This window comes from Flavobacterium sp. UGB4466 (genome assembly GCF_903469665.1).
Taxonomy (GTDB): domain Bacteria; phylum Bacteroidota; class Bacteroidia; order Flavobacteriales; family Flavobacteriaceae; genus Flavobacterium; species Flavobacterium lipolyticum.
The window spans coordinates 1-18,397 of record NZ_CAGKLC010000090.1; the positions used below are offsets into that span (position 1 = coordinate 1).

Annotated in this window: 13 protein-coding genes; 5 read left to right on the forward strand and 8 right to left on the reverse strand. The window is 35.8% G+C overall.

Annotation, left to right across the window (positions count from 1 at the left end; all coding sequences use genetic code 11):
- The 6 genes from JO950_RS17525 to JO950_RS17550 form a co-directional block, all read right to left on the reverse strand.
- On the reverse strand, positions 1 to 789 hold a 789-nt coding region (locus tag JO950_RS17525), incomplete at its 3' end, for a hypothetical protein (RefSeq protein WP_202703800.1).
- A gap of 59 nt (positions 790 to 848) precedes the next feature.
- A complete protein-coding gene (locus tag JO950_RS17530) occupies positions 849 to 1,943 on the reverse strand; it encodes a hypothetical protein (RefSeq protein ID WP_202703801.1) in 1,095 nt (364 codons plus the stop codon).
- Positions 1,944 to 1,975: 32 nt separating this feature from the next.
- On the reverse strand, positions 1,976 to 3,229 hold the full coding sequence (locus JO950_RS17535; protein ID WP_202703802.1) for a hypothetical protein: 1,254 nt from the start codon (positions 3,227 to 3,229) through the stop codon (positions 1,976 to 1,978).
- 700 nt (positions 3,230 to 3,929) lie between these two features.
- Entirely contained in the window at positions 3,930 to 5,225 is a 1,296-nt protein-coding gene (locus JO950_RS17540; protein WP_202703803.1) for a PcfJ domain-containing protein, read from the reverse strand.
- Entirely contained in the window at positions 5,222 to 5,608 is a 387-nt protein-coding gene (locus JO950_RS17545; RefSeq protein ID WP_202703804.1) for a Cas9 inhibitor AcrIIA9 family protein, read from the reverse strand. Before JO950_RS17545 ends, JO950_RS17540 begins: the two co-directional genes overlap by 4 nt.
- A gap of 432 nt (positions 5,609 to 6,040) precedes the next feature.
- Positions 6,041 to 6,424: a single-stranded DNA-binding protein gene (locus tag JO950_RS17550; RefSeq protein ID WP_202703805.1), complete on the reverse strand. Its 384-nt coding sequence runs from the start codon at positions 6,422 to 6,424 to the stop codon at positions 6,041 to 6,043.
- 327 nt (positions 6,425 to 6,751) lie between these two features.
- On the opposite strand from JO950_RS17550, the gene xseA reads away from it, so the two are divergent.
- The 5 genes from xseA to JO950_RS17575 all read left to right on the forward strand — a co-directional run bounded on the left by xseA (position 6,752) and on the right by JO950_RS17575 (position 15,979).
- Entirely contained in the window at positions 6,752 to 8,188 is a 1,437-nt protein-coding gene (gene xseA, locus JO950_RS17555) for an exodeoxyribonuclease VII large subunit (RefSeq protein ID WP_202703806.1), read from the forward strand.
- Positions 8,166 to 8,372 (forward strand): exodeoxyribonuclease VII small subunit, encoded by a 207-nt coding sequence (xseB, locus tag JO950_RS17560; protein ID WP_202703807.1) that lies wholly within the window; start codon positions 8,166 to 8,168, stop codon positions 8,370 to 8,372. Before xseA ends, xseB begins: the two co-directional genes overlap by 23 nt.
- Positions 8,373 to 8,946: 574 nt before the next feature.
- Entirely contained in the window at positions 8,947 to 10,008 is a 1,062-nt protein-coding gene (locus tag JO950_RS17565) for a ComEC/Rec2 family competence protein (protein ID WP_202703808.1), read from the forward strand.
- On the forward strand, positions 10,002 to 14,897 hold the full coding sequence (locus JO950_RS17570; protein ID WP_202703809.1) for a hypothetical protein: 4,896 nt from the start codon (positions 10,002 to 10,004) through the stop codon (positions 14,895 to 14,897). Before JO950_RS17565 ends, JO950_RS17570 begins: the two co-directional genes overlap by 7 nt.
- A gap of 626 nt (positions 14,898 to 15,523) precedes the next feature.
- Complete coding sequence (locus JO950_RS17575) at positions 15,524 to 15,979, forward strand: hypothetical protein (protein WP_202703810.1); 456 nt, start codon at positions 15,524 to 15,526, stop codon at positions 15,977 to 15,979.
- 785 nt (positions 15,980 to 16,764) lie between these two features.
- Here JO950_RS17575 and JO950_RS17580 read toward each other — a convergent pair.
- Positions 16,765 to 17,265, reverse strand: coding sequence for a CinA family protein (locus tag JO950_RS17580; RefSeq protein ID WP_202703811.1), 501 nt, complete (start codon positions 17,263 to 17,265; stop codon positions 16,765 to 16,767).
- A gap of 5 nt (positions 17,266 to 17,270) precedes the next feature.
- A partial coding sequence (locus tag JO950_RS17585; RefSeq protein ID WP_202703812.1) for a hypothetical protein occupies positions 17,271 to 18,397 on the reverse strand: 1,127 nt, incomplete at its 5' end.

The following is an 18,397-nucleotide window of genomic DNA, read 5'->3' on the forward strand; positions in this document are numbered from 1 at the left end:
GTTTAAATCAATCAAAGAAAAATCCATATAAACCATTCCCCAATAATCAGGTAATATAATATTAAATTTCGAGCTTAATAATGTTCTAATAATGTCGAAAATTAGATTTTTCGCGTTTTCCAAGCTCATAGTAGAACTTGGAGGCTGATGACCAGTTCTTCCATGCCTTGCGTAGAAGCCTAGAACTTCATAGTTATTTGCTGTATGTGTAAAATCATTAAGAGCGTTTTTATATGGTATCAAAAATGTTTTATCATGGGTTGTTTTCAAATAAAATCTGATATCATCATAAATTATGTAAAGCATTCTATAGTCAACTTTATTTGAAAGAAGAAAGAATAAGTTTGTCAGAAAAGGATCCTTACATATTTCTTCAAATAATATGTATACAGGATTTATTGGTTGGTTGTTTGCTGATTCAACTATTTCGGAAAAGTCAACATCAATTTTGTAAATCTCTATATTTGGCACTTTCTCAAGGTATCTCTTAGATTCCAGATCATAAATGTTACGTATTTTAAAATAGTTGTTGCCATTTCGATTTCGATCAAGAAGGGTATAAATACCTTGAAAAACAGCAATAATTTGAGTCGCAGTATATGTTATTTCATTTATGTCTGTTAAATTTGAAAGCAGCGATGAAGTAAAATAAAAATGCCTTCCACCATGATCGTGATCTTCCAACCAAAAAAAGGAATGATTGGTATTATTATTTTTTCCTAGAAAATTTTCAATGTGAAATTTGGAATCGATTTCTATGCTGTATCGTAAAGTAAAACTCGTGCTCATTTATTTTATTAAGGTTTTTTTGTTTAATGAATCTGCAAATTACTAAGTTACAATCAAACTTATCTATTAGTTCGGCAGTCTTTATTCAACTTAAAGCAGGAATTATGAATTACTGCTTTTTCTATTTTTCTATTTTTATCATTAAGGCACTTTAGGCCTACATTAGAAATGGTGAGTGCTGTGTCAAAATCGCCTTTTATGGCATATAAACAAGCTTTAGCATCGTAATGATTGACATCTTTTTCCAATTGGATTTCTTGATCAATTAATTCTTTTAATTCTTCAAAATTGTAATAAATACTGAGTTCAGGGTTCATAATATGTAACCAAACAAAATTACCATACAAATCAGGTCTCCTATAGCTGGATTTAATTGCACTGGCGTATAATTCTCTGGCATTTGTAATACTGATCAATGGTTTTGCCTCAAAAATATTATCTGCTAAAAGGGTTTTATAATTTGATATGACTTCATTTGCTTTAATTTCGTAGGGATAATAATTATTACCATAGTTCTCTTGATATTGGATTACGTGGGAATCAGAATCGTTAGAATTTTTGTGATCAAGTGTACCGGTTGTGGTCTCCCAATTTAAATGTGTTCCATTTTTAAAATTCCATCTTAAATAATAATGCTGGGGTATCTGTATTATTGAAACAGGCAAGTTAAGCATTTCTGTAATGCCAAGATAAATTCGGCAATACTGGTCACAATCTATTTTTTTGCATTTTTTATCCTTTTTATCTTTCCAATATTTAATTCTGTAATCGTTTAGGAATGTATACCGATATTTAAAGGAAAATTCTTCTCTTAGTGCCAAGGTTAAAATTGTAAAATGATAATCAGATAAGTCGTTGTCATAAAGAAAATTAAATTCAGTAAATGTGCTGTCTATCATAGAGAAAATTTCCTGAACTTGTAATGCTGTTGCATTTTGCATTTCCGAGTTTGTGAATTTCTTTTGAATTTTGTTCAACGCGGATCTCGTCAGTTTCCTGCAAATAGTTATTTCATCATTATTGTTACCATAAAGCTTAGAATCCAAAAGAAGTTGTTGGTAGGTGGTAGTTTGTTCAAATTGAATATTTTCATTTGACAAACAATAATGATTAAAGCTTAATAAAAAAAGAAATGTAACTAACTTTTTAGCCATAATTTTTTATTTTAAAAGATTATTTGGATGATTTATTTTATGAATTTGCCAAAAGTCAAACCGACATTTATACCTATAAAATGATCTTTATTTACTTCTTTCCAGGCAATCTCAAAATTAACAGTTGGTTTTCCATCCTTGTCTTTTAAACTTACAGGGATTCCCAACTTCCAATTTACAGTATCAAAATCTCCGAATGTTTTTTCAATCTGTGTACTAAGTCCCATTGCCTGGTCAAAAAGGAAAAAGCTTATACATTCACCGCTTATTGATGGGGTTAAAAATTTCTGAAAATCTCCACCATAAACCGTCAGGTTTTTTTCAATCAACGAACTATTTTGGGAATTATAGACTGGTAAGGTGTATTTGGTCAGAGCATCAGTTTCTATATTGTTATTGTTTTTTATGTTTCCAAATAAACTGACGTAATAGGATAGACCTTTACTGTATTTGGTATAATATGTTGCACCTGTCGTAAAAGTCCATGGATAGAAATTCTCTTTTTGATGATCAGTTGTGCTAATATCCTTTATAATTTCATATTGACGAGGTGAAACCGGTAAATAGAATTCAGTGGAAATCCACCAATCAGTCTTTTTCTCATACAGTCTATATTTGCGTATATAGTCAACTTCTTGTTCGGCAATGCTATTGTAAAAATCTTCTTTTTTTATGGATTCATCCAATGATTTGGAATAAAGATTTTCTTTGGAGAGTTTGTTAATAATTTGCTCTCGAAATTCATTAATCATTTTGAGCTGATTGTCTTCATAATAAATACTGCCATTGGCTATAAAATGATATTTTACATTAATTCCAATGTCTTTATTAAGGTTTCCGTTTTTAAAGATGGAACTAAAATCATCGTCAACTTTTGCTTTAAGACCTATTGAAAATAAATTTTTAATAGGCAGTTCTTTATCGCACCTCAAAGTAAATGTACCTCCCAAAAATAGCGTTTTGTCTGAGGTACTCAATACAGCATAAGTTTTTTGAAAGGTAAGATCTTTAGATGATGTTGTATAACTTGATATTTCTGAGGCAAAAAAACTATGTGTTACTGCAGGAGTCGTTAAAATTGTATTCTTTTTGTTCAGATGCTGTTTTCGGAAAGCTGATTTAAAATTTTCTTCCGCACCCGCATTCTGTATTATTGAAGGAATCTGTAGTGAAAAAACCAATTTTTCTGTTTCAGGATCGGCCATTTTAACTGGTTCGGCAATTTCACTTTTGTCTTTTTTTATTTTACCGATATCATTATAATATTGATTAATTGAATTTTTCATATAGCTAGGCAAGGAATCTTGAGCATATGAAATGGTTGTGCAGCAAAGAAAAAGAAATAGTATTTTTTTTTTCATAACGACATTGTTTAGAGTTAAGGTAAAGGCTAAAATCTGAAATCTGAAATTGGTGTTATAGTTTAATATAGTGGCATTATACGCTAATTAGAGCTGAACTGTCAAGTAAAAATGTATATGTTTAATTTCGTAAAACTTAGTAAGTGAAAAACCTGATTATTCTTGCGAAAAAAAGAATAAACATTTGCTTTTCAGTAGTTTAAAAATAAGTGATATTATGTATTTACAGACAAGTAGAAATACTGTATTTTAATATTTTGACATGATAATTATTTTTATCCTTTAACGGCTTACATTAAAAAAAGAAAGCAGAAATGCAGCATGTTTTTTATGAATATCTATTGGGAATCATAAAGCACCATTTTCAGGGTGTTTTTTGTTTGGACTTATATTCTTTTTTTAGAGAGTAAATAAACGTTTTTTTCTTAGAGCGCAAAAAGAATGTGAAGAGACTGGGTAATTTTGAATGAAGATAATATCTAAATTAGAGCACCTGACTTAGCGAGGGTATAACTTCATTGATAACCGACAAAGAGTTTCTAAAGGGTTATGGTAGTTTAGTGTCAGAGTGACTCCAAGCGGAAAAACCGAAGGAACTTCGGTTTTTCCGCTTTCAGGCTTTTTCCTATTTTTTATTTTTAATTCTTGAGCGGATTTGGTATAAATTTTTCTTGATGAGGCTTAAAATGATTTTATGATGTTTTGAGGGTTTGTTTTTCAAGCCCCTGCATTGAAGAATTTCCATATGGTTCAGGGAAATTTCAATGGTTTCTACGGACTGTCCGTCTACTTTGGCAGAGAGTATAAGAGAATCTTTTCTGCTATAGTATTCATTGGTAAATACGCAATGTCCTAAATCATCGCCCTCCTGCATGAAATCCCGAACGTTTTCAATCACGGTGATACTAAGTTCATTCTGCCTGAACACAAGCCCGAAGAACCGTTTTTTGTCGCTCGTGTATCGATCTTGCGCCTTTTCGATTTCAAGACGCAGATCTTGAAGCTTTTTCTTTCTGCGCAGTTCTCTTTTTCTGCATACCAAAAGGTCGTGCGCTTCATTAAGACTAGTAGGACAGACATACAGCGCACTATTTAAGTCTTTTTCGAAATACTGCAGTAATTCGATATAATCTTCCCAAATAGTAATGTCACTTATTAAATAGCCGTTTTTGATAACCGTTTTAACTGCTTGCCAATTGCGTTTGATGTTTTGGCGCGATGCGCCGAGATAATACTGCAAAAGTGAAAATTGTTTGGCTTTTAAGAGGGTTTCAGCGATGGAATCTTTTAAAAGAGCGGTAAAGAGAATTTGAGGGGCAATGGAATGCACCGAAGCTTTAAAACCGTTTCTTTTCAGAATTGGAAGTACTTTTGCATTGGGATATACTTTGTAGGGATTGATGCGGTATTTGGCATTATGGCTGAAATCCTTAGGGCGAATTTCGAGCGAAGAATACAATTTCCAAGCATCGCAGGCATGTGCAAATACATTGACACTCATTGAGAGCGTGCGCACTTCCCCCTCAGGGCTGATCCAATGTTGCATGACCTCGCTGTGAGAGTAGGTTGGCGCGCAGTTCTTTTTCATGTGCTTTTGGGAGCAGATGATGCGGATCACCTGAAATCCTCCATAAGTCTGCACCACAGCAGAGTATTCCAATTCTTTGAAATATACATGATTATAAGACTGTATTTTAAGTTTTGCTTTACAGGCGGTGCAGGCTGTAAATTTAGAGCAGGTATTTGGGTCTGTGGGTTTCCAAACGTGGGCGCACTCCAAACAATAGAATTTGGAGCGTGATAAAACGCCCCATTTCAGGAATATATTTTTTTCAGCCCAAACGTGTACTTTGGGCTTTATTTTGGGCAGAGAAGCGCTTAAAGCGGTCAGCTGTTTCTCAAGGTTGGTTTTGGGTATCATAGGTCAAAGAGGGTTAAGGCAGTCTGCACGGGTTTTACATTTTGTTTTAGAGGAGTAGGAACTGCAGATTGCACAGGGATGGCAGGGATTTCAGGCTGAGAGAACAGGTCTGCTGATTGTGGTTGTTGAACTATTGCTTTGCAGGCAATAGGAGCAGGTGTGCCGATGCTGTCGTCGGTATAGTATTTTACGGCCATGTCAAATATTTCCTGATTGTCAAAAGCGCAGTGACCTGTTTTTTTGACCTCTGCGAAAATGTAGTGCAGACAGCTTTCAAGGTTTTTGGCTGTCTTGGCAAAGTGGGGCGCAAAACGGGCATCGTTCTGCGCCAAAGTATTAAGATACTTTTCTATAGCGGATTTGAATTGTTCAGAAGCTTTCATAATAAGAGATTTAAGATTAAAAAAAATTATTCAAATACTCTAGAGTAGAGATCATAGCAGTATTCTTCGAAACAAAGCCAGCACATAAAAGTGTAATGCGGGCTTTGGAAACGGTTCCCGATCGGCTCTCCGATGGCTTCTTCCAATTCTGAGCGGATGCTCTCCAGATCATCGATATATTCGATATAAAAGGCTTTGCAGTCGGCGTGATAAATGAACTCGGAAATCATCCCGCTGATACAGCCACCTTTCTGCAAATCAAGCAGAAAGGCTTTGAGTTGTGCTTTAGGTTTTTCATTGTAAGAACTTATACTTCAGCGGATTATATCATTAAAAGTATTGCTGACACGATACTGAGAGTACGCGGATTGTTTAAAGGCTTTCATGATGTTTTAGTTAGGCGTGTAAAAAAATTAAAGGGGTAAAAAAGATTTAAAAAGGCAAGTCATCGGGATTTTCATCCACAGACTGTTTAGGGGCAGGAGTGGGCTTTGCATTTTCGCTCCCCACAAATACCAGTATCTTAATATCAGAGGTATGAAAAGTCAGACCCCCAAGGGCTTTGCCCTCACTGTTCTGATAGACATTTAGACCAATGCGCCCAAAGAGCTGAACGAGTGTACCTTTTTTGAGCCATTGTGCCAGTCCAGAACTGAGCCAATAAGAGCAGCCTATATAGGTTACTATTTTTTTGACTTCGGTGCTTCCTTTAGGTTTATAGCTGTCGTTTATTGCTATAGAGAAGTTTACTACTTCGCGGTTTTCTTTTACTTTGAAAACTGTGGCATCTTTTACAATTCTTCCTGTGATTTCCATGACATAAATTTTTAAATGAATACTTTGTTTAAAATCCTCTTCCCCCGTAATCCGCAACGCAAATTTTTCAAAAGAAAAAACGGGAAAAAAGAAAGCAAAGAATCAGTGTCCGGATACCGAGCCGGAGTGCTATAAGTCCCGAAGGGCGGCCAGGGGCCGTTATGCGCATACAGGAGAGGGCGGGCACTACTTTGGCTGCCCTTTTAATCCGTTTTGAATTGGAAAACAGTTCTCTTTTTTTTGTGTTTTTGAGATTCCGCATGAGAATAGCTATCTTAGCAGTGAAGAAGAAAACAAGAACAACAACAGCAGCCCCCTAAAAACAATATGGGACAAGACCAGTATATCAGACTCTCACAGCTCAACGACCAGATCCAGGACACGATCAATTCCCGCTTTAAGGGACAGACGTACTGGGTAGTGGCTGATATCACTAATCATTCCTTCAAGGCAGACAAAAAGATCCATTACTTTGAACTAGTGGAAAAATCAGAGACAAGCAGTGTGATCACAGCCAAGATACTGGGTAAGAGTTGGGGAGCCGGAGCACTCAGGATTCTTGATTTTGAAATCACAACCGGACAGCGCTTCACCAACAACCTGCATGTGCTGGTGCAGGTGAGTGTGGACTACCATCCGCTCTACGGACTTTCGGTAAACCTTCTGGATATCGACAGTAATTTTATGCTGGGCATTCTCGAGCAACAGCGCAATGCGACGCTTGCAAGACTGGTAAAAGAAAATGATTTCATACATAAAGAGGGCGAGGGGTACTCCACGCTGAACAGCCGTCTGAAGCTTCCTGTGGTAATCCAAAGGATTGCAGTCATCTCTTCGAGCAGTTCTGCCGGAAATGAGGATTTCAGACATACGATGCAGCATAACGATTTTGGATATGTTTTCCAGATCGATGACTACCATACTGTTGTCCAGGGCGACAATAATGCCAAGCTGTTCCTCAGCAAGCTTATTGAGGTCTACAATACGGGGATTCCTTATGATGTCGTTGTCATTACAAGGGGAGGCGGGTCACAGTCTGACTTCCTGATTTTTGACAATTACAATATCGGAAGGGCTGTCGCCAAATTCCCTATCCCAGTGATAACGGGAATCGGCCACCAGAAAAACGTAAGCATTACTGATCTTATGGCGCATACCCACACGAAAACCCCGACCAAGGCGGCGGAGTTCATCATAGCGCACAACCGCAGTTTTGAGCAGCATATACTTGATCTGCAAAGGAGAATAGCCATCAAATCACAGCAGCTTTTTCTGAGACATTACAAAGAACTCAATGAGCTTAAAAGCCTGGTTACCCATAATGTAAGGGAATTGATTTCCATGCAGAAAGAAGATCTGATTTTGAAAAAGCAGCATATTTCCCAAGAAAGCCGAAACATACTGGCAAAAGAAAAGCAAAATCTACTGCTCACCGCCCAAAAAACGTTTCAGCGGCCGCAGAGCATCATCCAGCAGCAAAACAGCGAGCTGCAGCATTTAAAAGCAAACCTGAAAATCTTTACCAATCAATATCTGCGCAGCCGCAAACTTGAATTGGAGGACTACCAGAAAACTATAAAACTGCTGTCCCCGCAGCATGTGCTGAGCAGAGGATATGCCGTGATACGCAAAAACAACAAAATTGTAAACGGAGCAGAGAACATCAAAGAAGGAGAGGAAATAGAAATACTATTAAAAAATACCGTACTGAAAAGTACGGTCAATGAAATAAAACAATACGATGGAAAAGACACTCACTTATGAGGCTGCAGCCAAAGAGCTTGCCTTAATTGCAAAAGAAATGGAAGACGAAACCATCTCTGTGGATGAGCTTGCGGCAAAAGTAAAAAGAGCATCCGAACTCATTGAGTTCTGTCAGACAAAACTTAAATCCACTGAAGCAGAAGTAGCTAAGATCATCAGCGGAATGGAGAATTCAAAGGGATAAAATCAGTGCAAGTATACAAAAATTGCGTATTTGTTCTGTGATCGTATACAGTTTCGAATCTAAATTTGAGAAGTCTTGATTTTGCTGGAATTCTGTTTTAGAGAATGTAAAGTGCTACGATTTTGCCACTAAACTTGAATTAGTGGCTTTTGTAATTATTTGCCTCCCTTTTGGTTCCGCGTTAAAACGCCGCCCCCCCCTGTGTTTACGGGGGGGCGTTTCAGCGGAGAAAACCACTTTTGTAATGAATGTGATTAAAAATACACATAAAGTTATTTAATTAAGGATGAAAAAGAGATAAACCAATCTTTCGAAATGAATCAATTTTTAACTTCTGTTGACCAGCGGGTAAATAATCTTAGAAATAAATCAACTGTAAGCTATAGTAGTACAACAATTATGACCAGGGACATTGTGCTTCTATCGGAAAATCGCCTTTCACCTGCAGGCAAAAAAAGACTTTGATTTTCGGTGATGTTTAAATTCCAGTAGCCAAAATAGGACGGATTTATTTATAGATACGAGATAAAAGATTATTTTTATCAATCCTTAATGTACATTTATTTAACAACTAATGATTAGAGATTCACACGAACTAACAATTGAATTTTTTGACGTTGATGGCGGAGACGCGATGAGGATCAGATATCTTGGGAACGATAATCTTTGGCACAACATTTTGATAGACGGCGGTTATATCCAAAGTTATGATCTCGTTTTTAAGTCCATAATAAATTCCATTTCTGAAGCAGGCGAATTTATCGATTTATGGGTAATCACCCATATTGATCTGGATCATATTGGAGCAATAATTGGTTTCGTAAGGGACGGTTCAATTAAAGATAAGGAAAAACTGGTAAAATCATTCTGGTTTAATCATGCTGTATTTAAAATATCAGATTTAGGAGGCAGGATTGGTTACAAACAAGGTATTGCCCTGCGGACTTATCTTGAAGAAATTAATAAACTTGCAATTGAACAGATTACCGACAGTACAGGGTTAAAAGATTTCTACGGTCTGCAATTTTCCATCCTTTCGCCAAGTAATGAGAAGATCGAAGCGGCAGATAATGACTGGCTGCAAAAAGAAAAAAAAAGCATGGCAAAAATGTCCACTTCCAAGGGGGACCATTACTTGAAAATAGAAGACTTTGATAATCATCAGTTTGTGGAAAATACTAATATTGCCAATGGCAGCTCAATTACTTTTCTAGTAAAAATCAAAGGTATCAGCGGCCTGTTTTTAGCGGACAGCCATCCGTCGGATATAGTTAAGTCACTCAAAAGATTAAATTATAGTGAAAAATATCCATTGGAAACCAATTTTGTAAAAGTTTCACATCACGGAAGTAAAAATAATACCAGCCCAGAACTGCTAAAGCTCATATCTGCACCGTTATTTGTTTTTACGGCAAACGGTATAAGCAATAAGCATCCCGATAAGGAAACGCTGGTCAGAATTTTAAAAAATCATTCGGCAGACCGTCCGCCGGTGGAATTTCGATTTGTGTCTAATACCGCCGAAATCATGAGAATTTTTAATGTGGATGAGGATGCTGAGCAGCGCTACAATTTTATTCAAAGTTTTATGGCGAAAGATAAAATACAAACAGATTTAAAATTTTTACCATGCTGATAAATAATGATAAGCTGTTCCAGTACGGTACAGTAAAAATTTCTTGTAACGAAGAAGTTGGCACCGCGTTGTTATATTCACCAGGGGATTCGCTCGATTATATTTATATTTTGACTGTAAAACACTGTCTTACAGGTAAATATTTTGATAGGGAGTTTAGAAATATTGATATAAAGATTGAAAATATATTTAACCCTGTTACAGGCGAGTTTCATAGCTGCAATTTAGAGGAAACTGATATAGTAATATGTACCGAAAGCAATGAGCTTGATCTTGCTTTGATAATAATGCCAAAGCATAAACTTGAAGCTCTTTCAGGAATTAATTATTTTTTCCAGATAACCGATAAGCCCGGTATAAGTGGCGAATGTTTTATAAGAGGATTTGCTGATTTTAATAGTGGAGAGGTCGACAGACCCTATAATTTAAAATTTTCTGAATATGTGAAAGATAAGCCGAAAATAATAAGCTTAAATTTTGATGGAAAACTCGATACTCGTTACCAATCGGCTATAGAAAATGTTCAGGGACTTTCGGGAAGCGGTGTTTTTGCAGTGATTAATGGTAATCTTTTTTTAATGGGGCTGGCGCATGCATATGAAGAAAAAAACAGATTTTTTGCAACGCTGATCAGTACATATAATTATTTAATTCCTTCTGGCTACGAGAAATTTATTGCAGTTGATCAGGAAGAAGACCAATCCGTTATAGATACATTTAGTGCTATAGAGATAAATAAGAGTTCAATTAAAGCAAGGGCACGCGATACTGTCGGGGGGATTCACATTGAACGTGAGATAAGCGAGGCAAAAAAAATGCTCGAGAAAAATAGAATGCTTGTTTTTCATGGGAAGGCTGGGACAGGTAAATCAGCTTTAGCAAAAAAACTGATTATGGATTATGAAAAAAGTCCTGAAACGTCGGTTATTACTTTTAATTCAGAACAGCTTTTTTCTGCTACTTTAAATGAAGCACTAATTAAAGCTGGCTACACTTCCACTGTTAATAAGGTCATAGAGAGTCCGCTTTCAAAAAAAAGAATCTTTTTTTGGGTCGAAAGTTTTGAAAAACTTGCCGAAGCTGGTTTTGGGGGAGCTTTTACAGAACTGCTTCTATTGGTTAAAATTAATCCTCGCTTATCTCTTATAGTCACAATAAGAGATAATTTTCTTCAGAAATTCAAGATTTTTTATCACAGTGAACTTGTTTCTTTAGAAATATTTTTATATATTGATGAGTTTAGTGATTCGGAAATGAAGGAAATAATGATGCAGATTCCAGAGATGGAACCTCTATTTAGTAACCCGAAACTTGTGCATTTACTGAAAACGCCCTTTTATTTGGATAAGGCATTTAGAATCTATCCTCAGCTTCTAAGAGTGGAGAATCTTGATGAACTGCATTTTAAAAAGCTTATGTGGGAAGAGATTGTAGAAGCGGGAAACAGGCAGAGAGAAGCTGTTTTTAGAAAGATTGCTTTACAGCGGGCAATGTCTATGGAGCTTTATACTTATTATGAAGCAGATGCAGTAACTGACAGTTTGGTTGGGGACAATATACTGCAGGTTGAGCAAGGTGAATTATCAAACCGTTTTTCACCTTCTCATGATATATTAGAAGACTGGGCTTTAATACGATACATTAAACAGAAAAAGCAAGATTCGGCTTCGTCTCATGATTTTATTAAAAACTTGGATGAAGGTCCGGCTGTGAGGCGGGCATTTAGACTCTGGCTGGAAGAATTTTATAAAACTGATTATGCAGATGCGGAAAATTTCTGCAGTGAATTAATGTTAAATCCTGCTGTTGAAGCTTCATGGAAGGATGAACTTTTAGTTTACATACTGCGTTCCAATAATGCCTATTTCTTATTTACTTCTTTAAGGGAGCATCTTATTGAGAATGAAGGTGTTCTGCTATTGAGGGTTATCCATCTGCTGAGAACATGCTGCAAGGAGCTTAAAGGTACTACCAATGATTTTAATGATCTTGTTCCTGTAGGATCTGGCTGGGACACTCTTATTGATTTTGTTCAAGAAAACAGGTCTTTGACGCTTGATATTCCAGATATCGAAGATCAGATGTTGGATGTAATTTTCGATTGGAGTAGGCAGCTACCAGATTTTAATTCCAAAATTTTGCCTGCTTCTTCCAAAAATGCAGCTATGTTCCTTTTAGATTATACTATCAAGAATCAATCAAATTTTACGGGTTATAGAAGAAACTTTAATTTATCGAATCACCTTAATCAGAGTCTCAAACTCATTCTTAAGCTTACTCCTGTAATTCAGCTGGAGATTAAGAACCTATTAGATGCAGTACTGGATCTGCCATTGCTTAATAATGATATATGGAATAATAAGAATGTCTTGGTTTACGTCAGAAATTTTATAGTTGATGGAATTACTGGCGAACAGGTATGTAAATATTTCCCAGATGAAGTGATGAAGATGGCTTCGGATCGATGGTTAGAGGAACCTAAAGTCTACTCTAAAAACAGTTTAATGGGGCAAATTGTACCAGTTTATGAATCTAACTACTGGGGGCTGAAAGATATTTTTGAGTATGAGTCTGCCAGCGCTTTTCAAACTTTTTTTTATTGGATGTTTCTTTACCACCCCGAAAATGCAGTTGCTTATATATGCGAATTTCTGAATACGGCTTTTGACCAGAATCAAAAACATGCCGGTGCAAAGGGCAGATCTTCTGATGTAGCACTGGATTATGAAGATTTCGGAAGAAAACTGTACTATGGAAGTTATGAATACTGGGTTCTCTACAGAGGACACAGCGCTTACAATCAAATCATACAATCGTTGTTAATGGCGCTGGAAAAAGGGCTTTTAGACTCATCAGAAAAAAGAGAACAATCGACTATAAAGTTGCAGGAACTGCTGGCTGCTTTAATGATTAAATCAAATAATGCAGCGGTGCTTGGAGTGGTAGCAAGTGTGGTTCAGGCTTATCCTTATCTTTTGGACGAAACCACGATTGTCCTTTTAGGTTCAAAAACTATTTTGAACTGGGACAGCACCAGATACACCAGAGACCTTATGTCAGATCACTATTACGGAACAAATCCTTTTTTAAGAAAAGAGAGAAATCAATCACAAAAACTTAAACATCGTACTGCTCATTTTAGAGGCCTTATCGGGTTTACTTCTCATTATATGTTCTCGTATCAGACCATGAACAATGAACTTTTTAAACTCATTGATAAGATGTGGGCAGATTCTTCTGAAACAGATCATTTTTGGAGGAAGGCATTATCGGAGATGGACTTAAGAAAATATACTTTTGAGCCGGTAGCTATTGACGGTTATAATAATCATTTTGTTTTAAGTCCAGGTTATGAGCAGGGTGTTTCAGAGGTGATAAATTCATTTAAAAATGAAAAACTACCACGTGCCGGAGTAGTATGGGCATCGGAGGTTTTTGATGGTAAAACCGTAGAAGACAACTCTTATGAAGTCTGGAAGAGCGGCTACGAAGATTTGCAAAATTCTGATATCGAGTTTTCATTTATGATGTCCCCCGGAAAGATGGCCTGTCTGGGACTGCGAGATTATTTTGAAATGCTGCAAGAAAGCGAAAAATTTTGGTGCAGGGACGAAATATTGAAAAACGCAGGCAGCTATTTAGAAAAGCCGTCTGGTTATTCGGGAGATATGACTGACGCATTTCTAGATAGGAATGCTGTCCTTTTTGGAGTTCCTCTGCTGTTTAAACTGCCGGCGGAAGCCATAAATGAAACTAAGTTACGAGATCTTGTTTTTAGGCTAGTTATTGCACCTCTAGAGAGGGATAAGAAAAAATTTCTGCAGTACAGTATAGTGGAAAACCTTTTGAAAAACAGGCTTGGATTTGCAAAAAATTGTTGGAACGGACTGCTCGCTTACATTCAATATAAAACAATTGAAAACCGTAGACGGAAAAATGATCGTCTATCAGGTATTTATTCTTGCAACCATGCCTCTGAGGTTGCGGCTGAGAAAGAATTTATTGATGACTTAACAGCTGAGATCATTTTAGACACCCCATTTCAGAGTAACTGTGAGTTTGCAATAGATCACACTACATGCTGGTTTTTAGATGACGCCTTACTGATGATTGCAACTAGCACTGAAGATAATGTAGAAAAGAGCTTTATTGACAGTTTCTTGAAAATGCATTTAGATTATTTGAGCAGTTTAAAAGCTCATGATCACAATGAATTTTTTCAAAGCCTCCATGTTTTAAAGTCTTTCTATGCAAAATATCTGCTGAACCGTTCTAATTCAGAAGCAGAAAAACTGTTTACGGATCTACTCAACTTATCTCTGGAAAATGATAATCAAAAAAATCTTATTGAGACTGTAAGTTTTGTTAATGATCTTCTGAAGCAGATTATTGCTGAAGTTGACGGATGGCATCCCGCTTCACAGCCAATAACAGAATTTTGGTTTCTTTGGCAGGTATTAAAAGATTGGATATTAAGTACAAAGCGAGCCTTTTTTATACCTGTTTTATTATTGGATATAAGATGGAAAGATACCGCTGATAATTGGAGAGTCTTAGAAAAGAAGAGTTTTTTTTACAGAGATTTTATACCGGAGTACGGACATAATGCCATAAATCAATGTATTGATCTTGTTTCGGGTATCGGATTTAAAAATTTTATGCCACATTCGGTTTTATGGCTTGCTGATCTTCTTAAATATCCGACTGTCCATATTATTAAAAGCGATAAGCTGGAGAGATATGTTGACAGGTCATTTTTTAATTATGGAGCTAAAATTAAGTCGAGTAAAGAACTGACAGGAGCTTTTGTTTTTATATTGGACTTTTTGATAGAAAGAGGGGCTCCCAAAGCCTATATGCTCAAGGAAGAAATGATTCAGTACAAGTAAAAGAATCAGGGCCTTTTAATATTAATCAGATTTAGGCTGATTTCTGCATTTTTTTCTTTTAATATTACATTACGAATCATTTTATCGATGCGAAAAATCAATCTCAATAGCAAAACGTGTATTTACCTTGATCAGTTTGCTGTAAAATAAGCCAAATTCTGACATCTGTTGAAAAACAAGTATAATTGAGAAGTAAATTGTGTTTAATGTGCTGTAAACTAAGGTTCTAATATCTCGAGTTTACTGGGATATTTTTTGTAAAGATGCACTGCGTCACAATTCTGCCACAAAACCAAAACTTACGTAATGTCTTTAAAGCTTGGCTCTTTTCTTGTTTTTGGATGTTATTTACTTATAAATACAGGCTTTGCACAGTTGGGAGTTGATAGTTAATTGCAGATAAGGGCTAGTGAATTAGATAGTTACTCTGAAAAAAATAAAGAATAATTGAAAAAAAATAAAAAAAAGGTATAAATTCGCATAAGGTTTTTGGCGCGCCTGCTCGTTTGTGCAAAGATTTTATCAGCCAGGAGACAGATAATATAACCTTCAGAGCTTATTATCCGACAACAGTATACAAACGCAAATCCCAGGGTAATAATCTTTGAAACAATAAGGATTATATTATGGAATCTATTGAATTTTTCAAACTGCAAGCAAAAAATCTATTTAGAGATTTTAAGACCCAACAAAAACTTTCTGGAGAGAAGACCAGAGAATTTAACTACGAGTATTCGCCAAAACATTTTCATATCTATGATGTGATTTATGATTATGGCATCGATGAGGAAAAATTTACTCTGATGAATGCCCAGCACGTCATTGCCAAGATAGCAGGCTTTGACAAATGGGGTGATCTGGCAAAAGCTTCGTTTTCTGAATTGGAGCTTGCAAAATTATTGTTCGAGCATCAAGATAAGATTGATATCCTTTCTTGGAATTTCTATATCGCCGATGCGCAAGAGATGAATGAGCAGCTGCTGGACGCTGAGGTACAGGTCGGAATATTCGAGCAGGTCGTTGTTGAAGAGAATATTTTTGACATGGTAGTCCAGAGCTATCTGCTGAAGCACGACCTGTAAAGATCAATCACAGAAAAACGCGGTTAAAAAAAGCAGCCCAGAATTTAGCGGGTAGGGGCTAAGTTTTGCCTGCGCGGGAAATCTGCATTGCAATCCTATCTAAAACCTCAGGCTGCAATCAAACTTAGGGTTGTCCTGCAATTCCTTAAAGTGTCTGCGCCGTAAAAAAAAAGCCGGCATTATGCCGGCTTTAAAATTTTCAGATGATTGTGCTGTTCTTTATGCACTTCTTTATCTGATGAAGATTTCTATTCATAATAGCCAAAATCTGCCTATGATGTTTTGACGCATTGTTTTTTAGTCCCCTGCACTGGATGATTTCCAATTTTTAAGGTTACTGTTAAAAGCTTCTTTTCTAACTTATCAAAATCGGATAAATCGTATGTGGAGACCCAGAAAGTTTTACATGAAATAAAGCAAAAATTAATTTTGGAAAAATCCGATACAAGGTTGTTTAACATTAACCTGCTTATTGATAATTCAACAAATAGCTATATTAATTCAAAATCTGTTCCTTTATCATTCAGTGAAGCATTTGATAAAGTAGAAGCTATAGTACTATAGTGAAAAATTAAAAGCTGTAATTTTATTGGATAGATAATCGGTCGGTTCTTAAACTATTTTAAAGATAGTTAAGAGAAGGTTCTCAAACGCAATGGGTAAATATTGTTTATAATTTTACCCAGTTGCTTTTGCTTTCTGCAGGCAGTATTTCTTAAGTTTTTTGATCCAAGTTTTATTTAGCGGACATCAAAGTGAAAATGATAAATTCTTGCCACTCGATTTTATTCAATAATGGCAATAATCTTTTTTAATATCTCTCTTACAGCTTCTTCTCTGATATCATTTCTTTTTGGCTTTTTAATCTGAATTTTAAATTGATTCAGACGTTTAGCTGACTCTTCCCGTTTGTAATAAATTACGATGTACACATCACCGACTTCTCCTGTAATTGGGTAATCAATTGTACCTGGAGATGCAATTCCTGTCACGGCTACATACAAATCGGCGCTGGGGTAAACTTTTATTAAGCCATAAGCCATTTCAACAGTGGTCTCCATTGATTCAGCTGAGTAAAGATCGATTGTTGCAGGATTTACCTTGAGAATACCGGATTTTAATTCTCTGTCGTAAGTAACTACACTCCCTTTCAAAATGCTAGAAGCACCAGAAACAGAGGCTATGGAACTTGCAAGAAGTCCTGCCGTAATACTTTCAGCACAGACAATAGTTAGTTTTTTATCTTTCAATTTTATGTTAAATGCTAATATTTCTTCTTCTGTCATTGCTATTATTTTTTTTCTGTGTAAAATTTATGTATGCATCCTAATCCTTCCCTAACTATAATGCAATCGGTTTTGTAGTTGTTTTTATTATAAGGACAAACTTCAACCCCAATGTGAGAAACAAAATGAAATTCGATCCGGTTTTCTAGATGGTCGTTTTCATTGTCAAAAAATTGATCTTCTTCATATTTGTTGAGTAAATCGCATACATCAGGTTTTGAATCATCAATTTTTCCAGTGTAAAATAGCGAAACAACAAATATTTTTTCAACTGGAAGGAAAAATTTATATGTTTCGTCCTCTCTCCGCTTTTTATGAATCAGTTTTCTTATAGTTCTGCCATCATGAACGACATCCGTTATGATTAAAATTGATTTAAATTCTCCCGAGTTGTTAAAGTTCAGCTGTTTTTCAAAGCTGGAATGATCGTCATATCGATATGAGTACGGAAGAAAACTATATGGTTTAGAACTCAGAACTGCTGTTCTTGTAGCAAGCATATTCCCTTCAACTCCCAGACCTATTACAAAATCAAATTCTATTGATGAATCTGTTATAGTTTCATAAATATATTTTTTACATTTATTCAGGCGGTTTCGATCCACTAGTAATTTTGAAACATCAATCCATCCGTGTGCTCTTGAGGTTTCACTCCAATGGAAATGCCCTGAATGGAAAAGATTATGTTCCTTAACAATTTTTAATAAATTAAGATGTTTTACACTGTTATTATCAAATGGTCTGTACTGCGCATTTTTTTCTGGTATAATTTCTTCAGTATTTTCATCAGATGGAATTATTTCAGGTAAAAAATCAGAGAATGGAATAGTTGTCTGACTTGGAGGAATTTTAAGTTCAATCTGATTAACCTCTCCACATGATTCACTTATATCCCAGACGCCATAGTCTGGCTGACCAGTTATTTTATTATTTGTTGTTCTGTAATATTTGTTCTCTAGAATTACTTGAGAATCTTGGTCTTTAAGAATTAAAAGATTAAAATTCGGATCAGGATCTTTACATCCAAAAGAACCTATGCTTATGTTAGGAATTCTAGTTTTAATTTCAGAATATGGAGTATGTTCATTACCAAAAATATAACAATCTACCTTATGAATTTCCAGTATCCTTT

What these genes read in the sequence shown, in the direction of transcription:
- JO950_RS17530 (WP_202703801.1), bottom strand. Translation starts at nt 1,943, where the DNA reads ATGGCTAAAAAGTTAGTTACATTTCTTTTTTTATTAAGCTTTAATCAT.
- JO950_RS17535 (WP_202703802.1), bottom strand. Translation starts at nt 3,229, where the DNA reads ATGAAAAATTCAATTAATCAATATTATAATGATATCGGTAAAATAAAA.
- JO950_RS17540 (WP_202703803.1), bottom strand. Translation starts at nt 5,225, where the DNA reads ATGATACCCAAAACCAACCTTGAGAAACAGCTGACCGCTTTAAGCGCT.
- JO950_RS17545 (WP_202703804.1), bottom strand. Translation starts at nt 5,608, where the DNA reads ATGAAAGCTTCTGAACAATTCAAATCCGCTATAGAAAAGTATCTTAAT.
- JO950_RS17550 (WP_202703805.1), bottom strand. Translation starts at nt 6,424, where the DNA reads ATGGAAATCACAGGAAGAATTGTAAAAGATGCCACAGTTTTCAAAGTA.
- xseA (WP_202703806.1), top strand. Translation starts at nt 6,752, where the DNA reads ATGGGACAAGACCAGTATATCAGACTCTCACAGCTCAACGACCAGATC.
- xseB (WP_202703807.1), top strand. Translation starts at nt 8,166, where the DNA reads ATGGAAAAGACACTCACTTATGAGGCTGCAGCCAAAGAGCTTGCCTTA.
- JO950_RS17565 (WP_202703808.1), top strand. Translation starts at nt 8,947, where the DNA reads ATGATTAGAGATTCACACGAACTAACAATTGAATTTTTTGACGTTGAT.
- JO950_RS17570 (WP_202703809.1), top strand. Translation starts at nt 10,002, where the DNA reads ATGCTGATAAATAATGATAAGCTGTTCCAGTACGGTACAGTAAAAATT.
- JO950_RS17575 (WP_202703810.1), top strand. Translation starts at nt 15,524, where the DNA reads ATGGAATCTATTGAATTTTTCAAACTGCAAGCAAAAAATCTATTTAGA.
- JO950_RS17580 (WP_202703811.1), bottom strand. Translation starts at nt 17,265, where the DNA reads ATGACAGAAGAAGAAATATTAGCATTTAACATAAAATTGAAAGATAAA.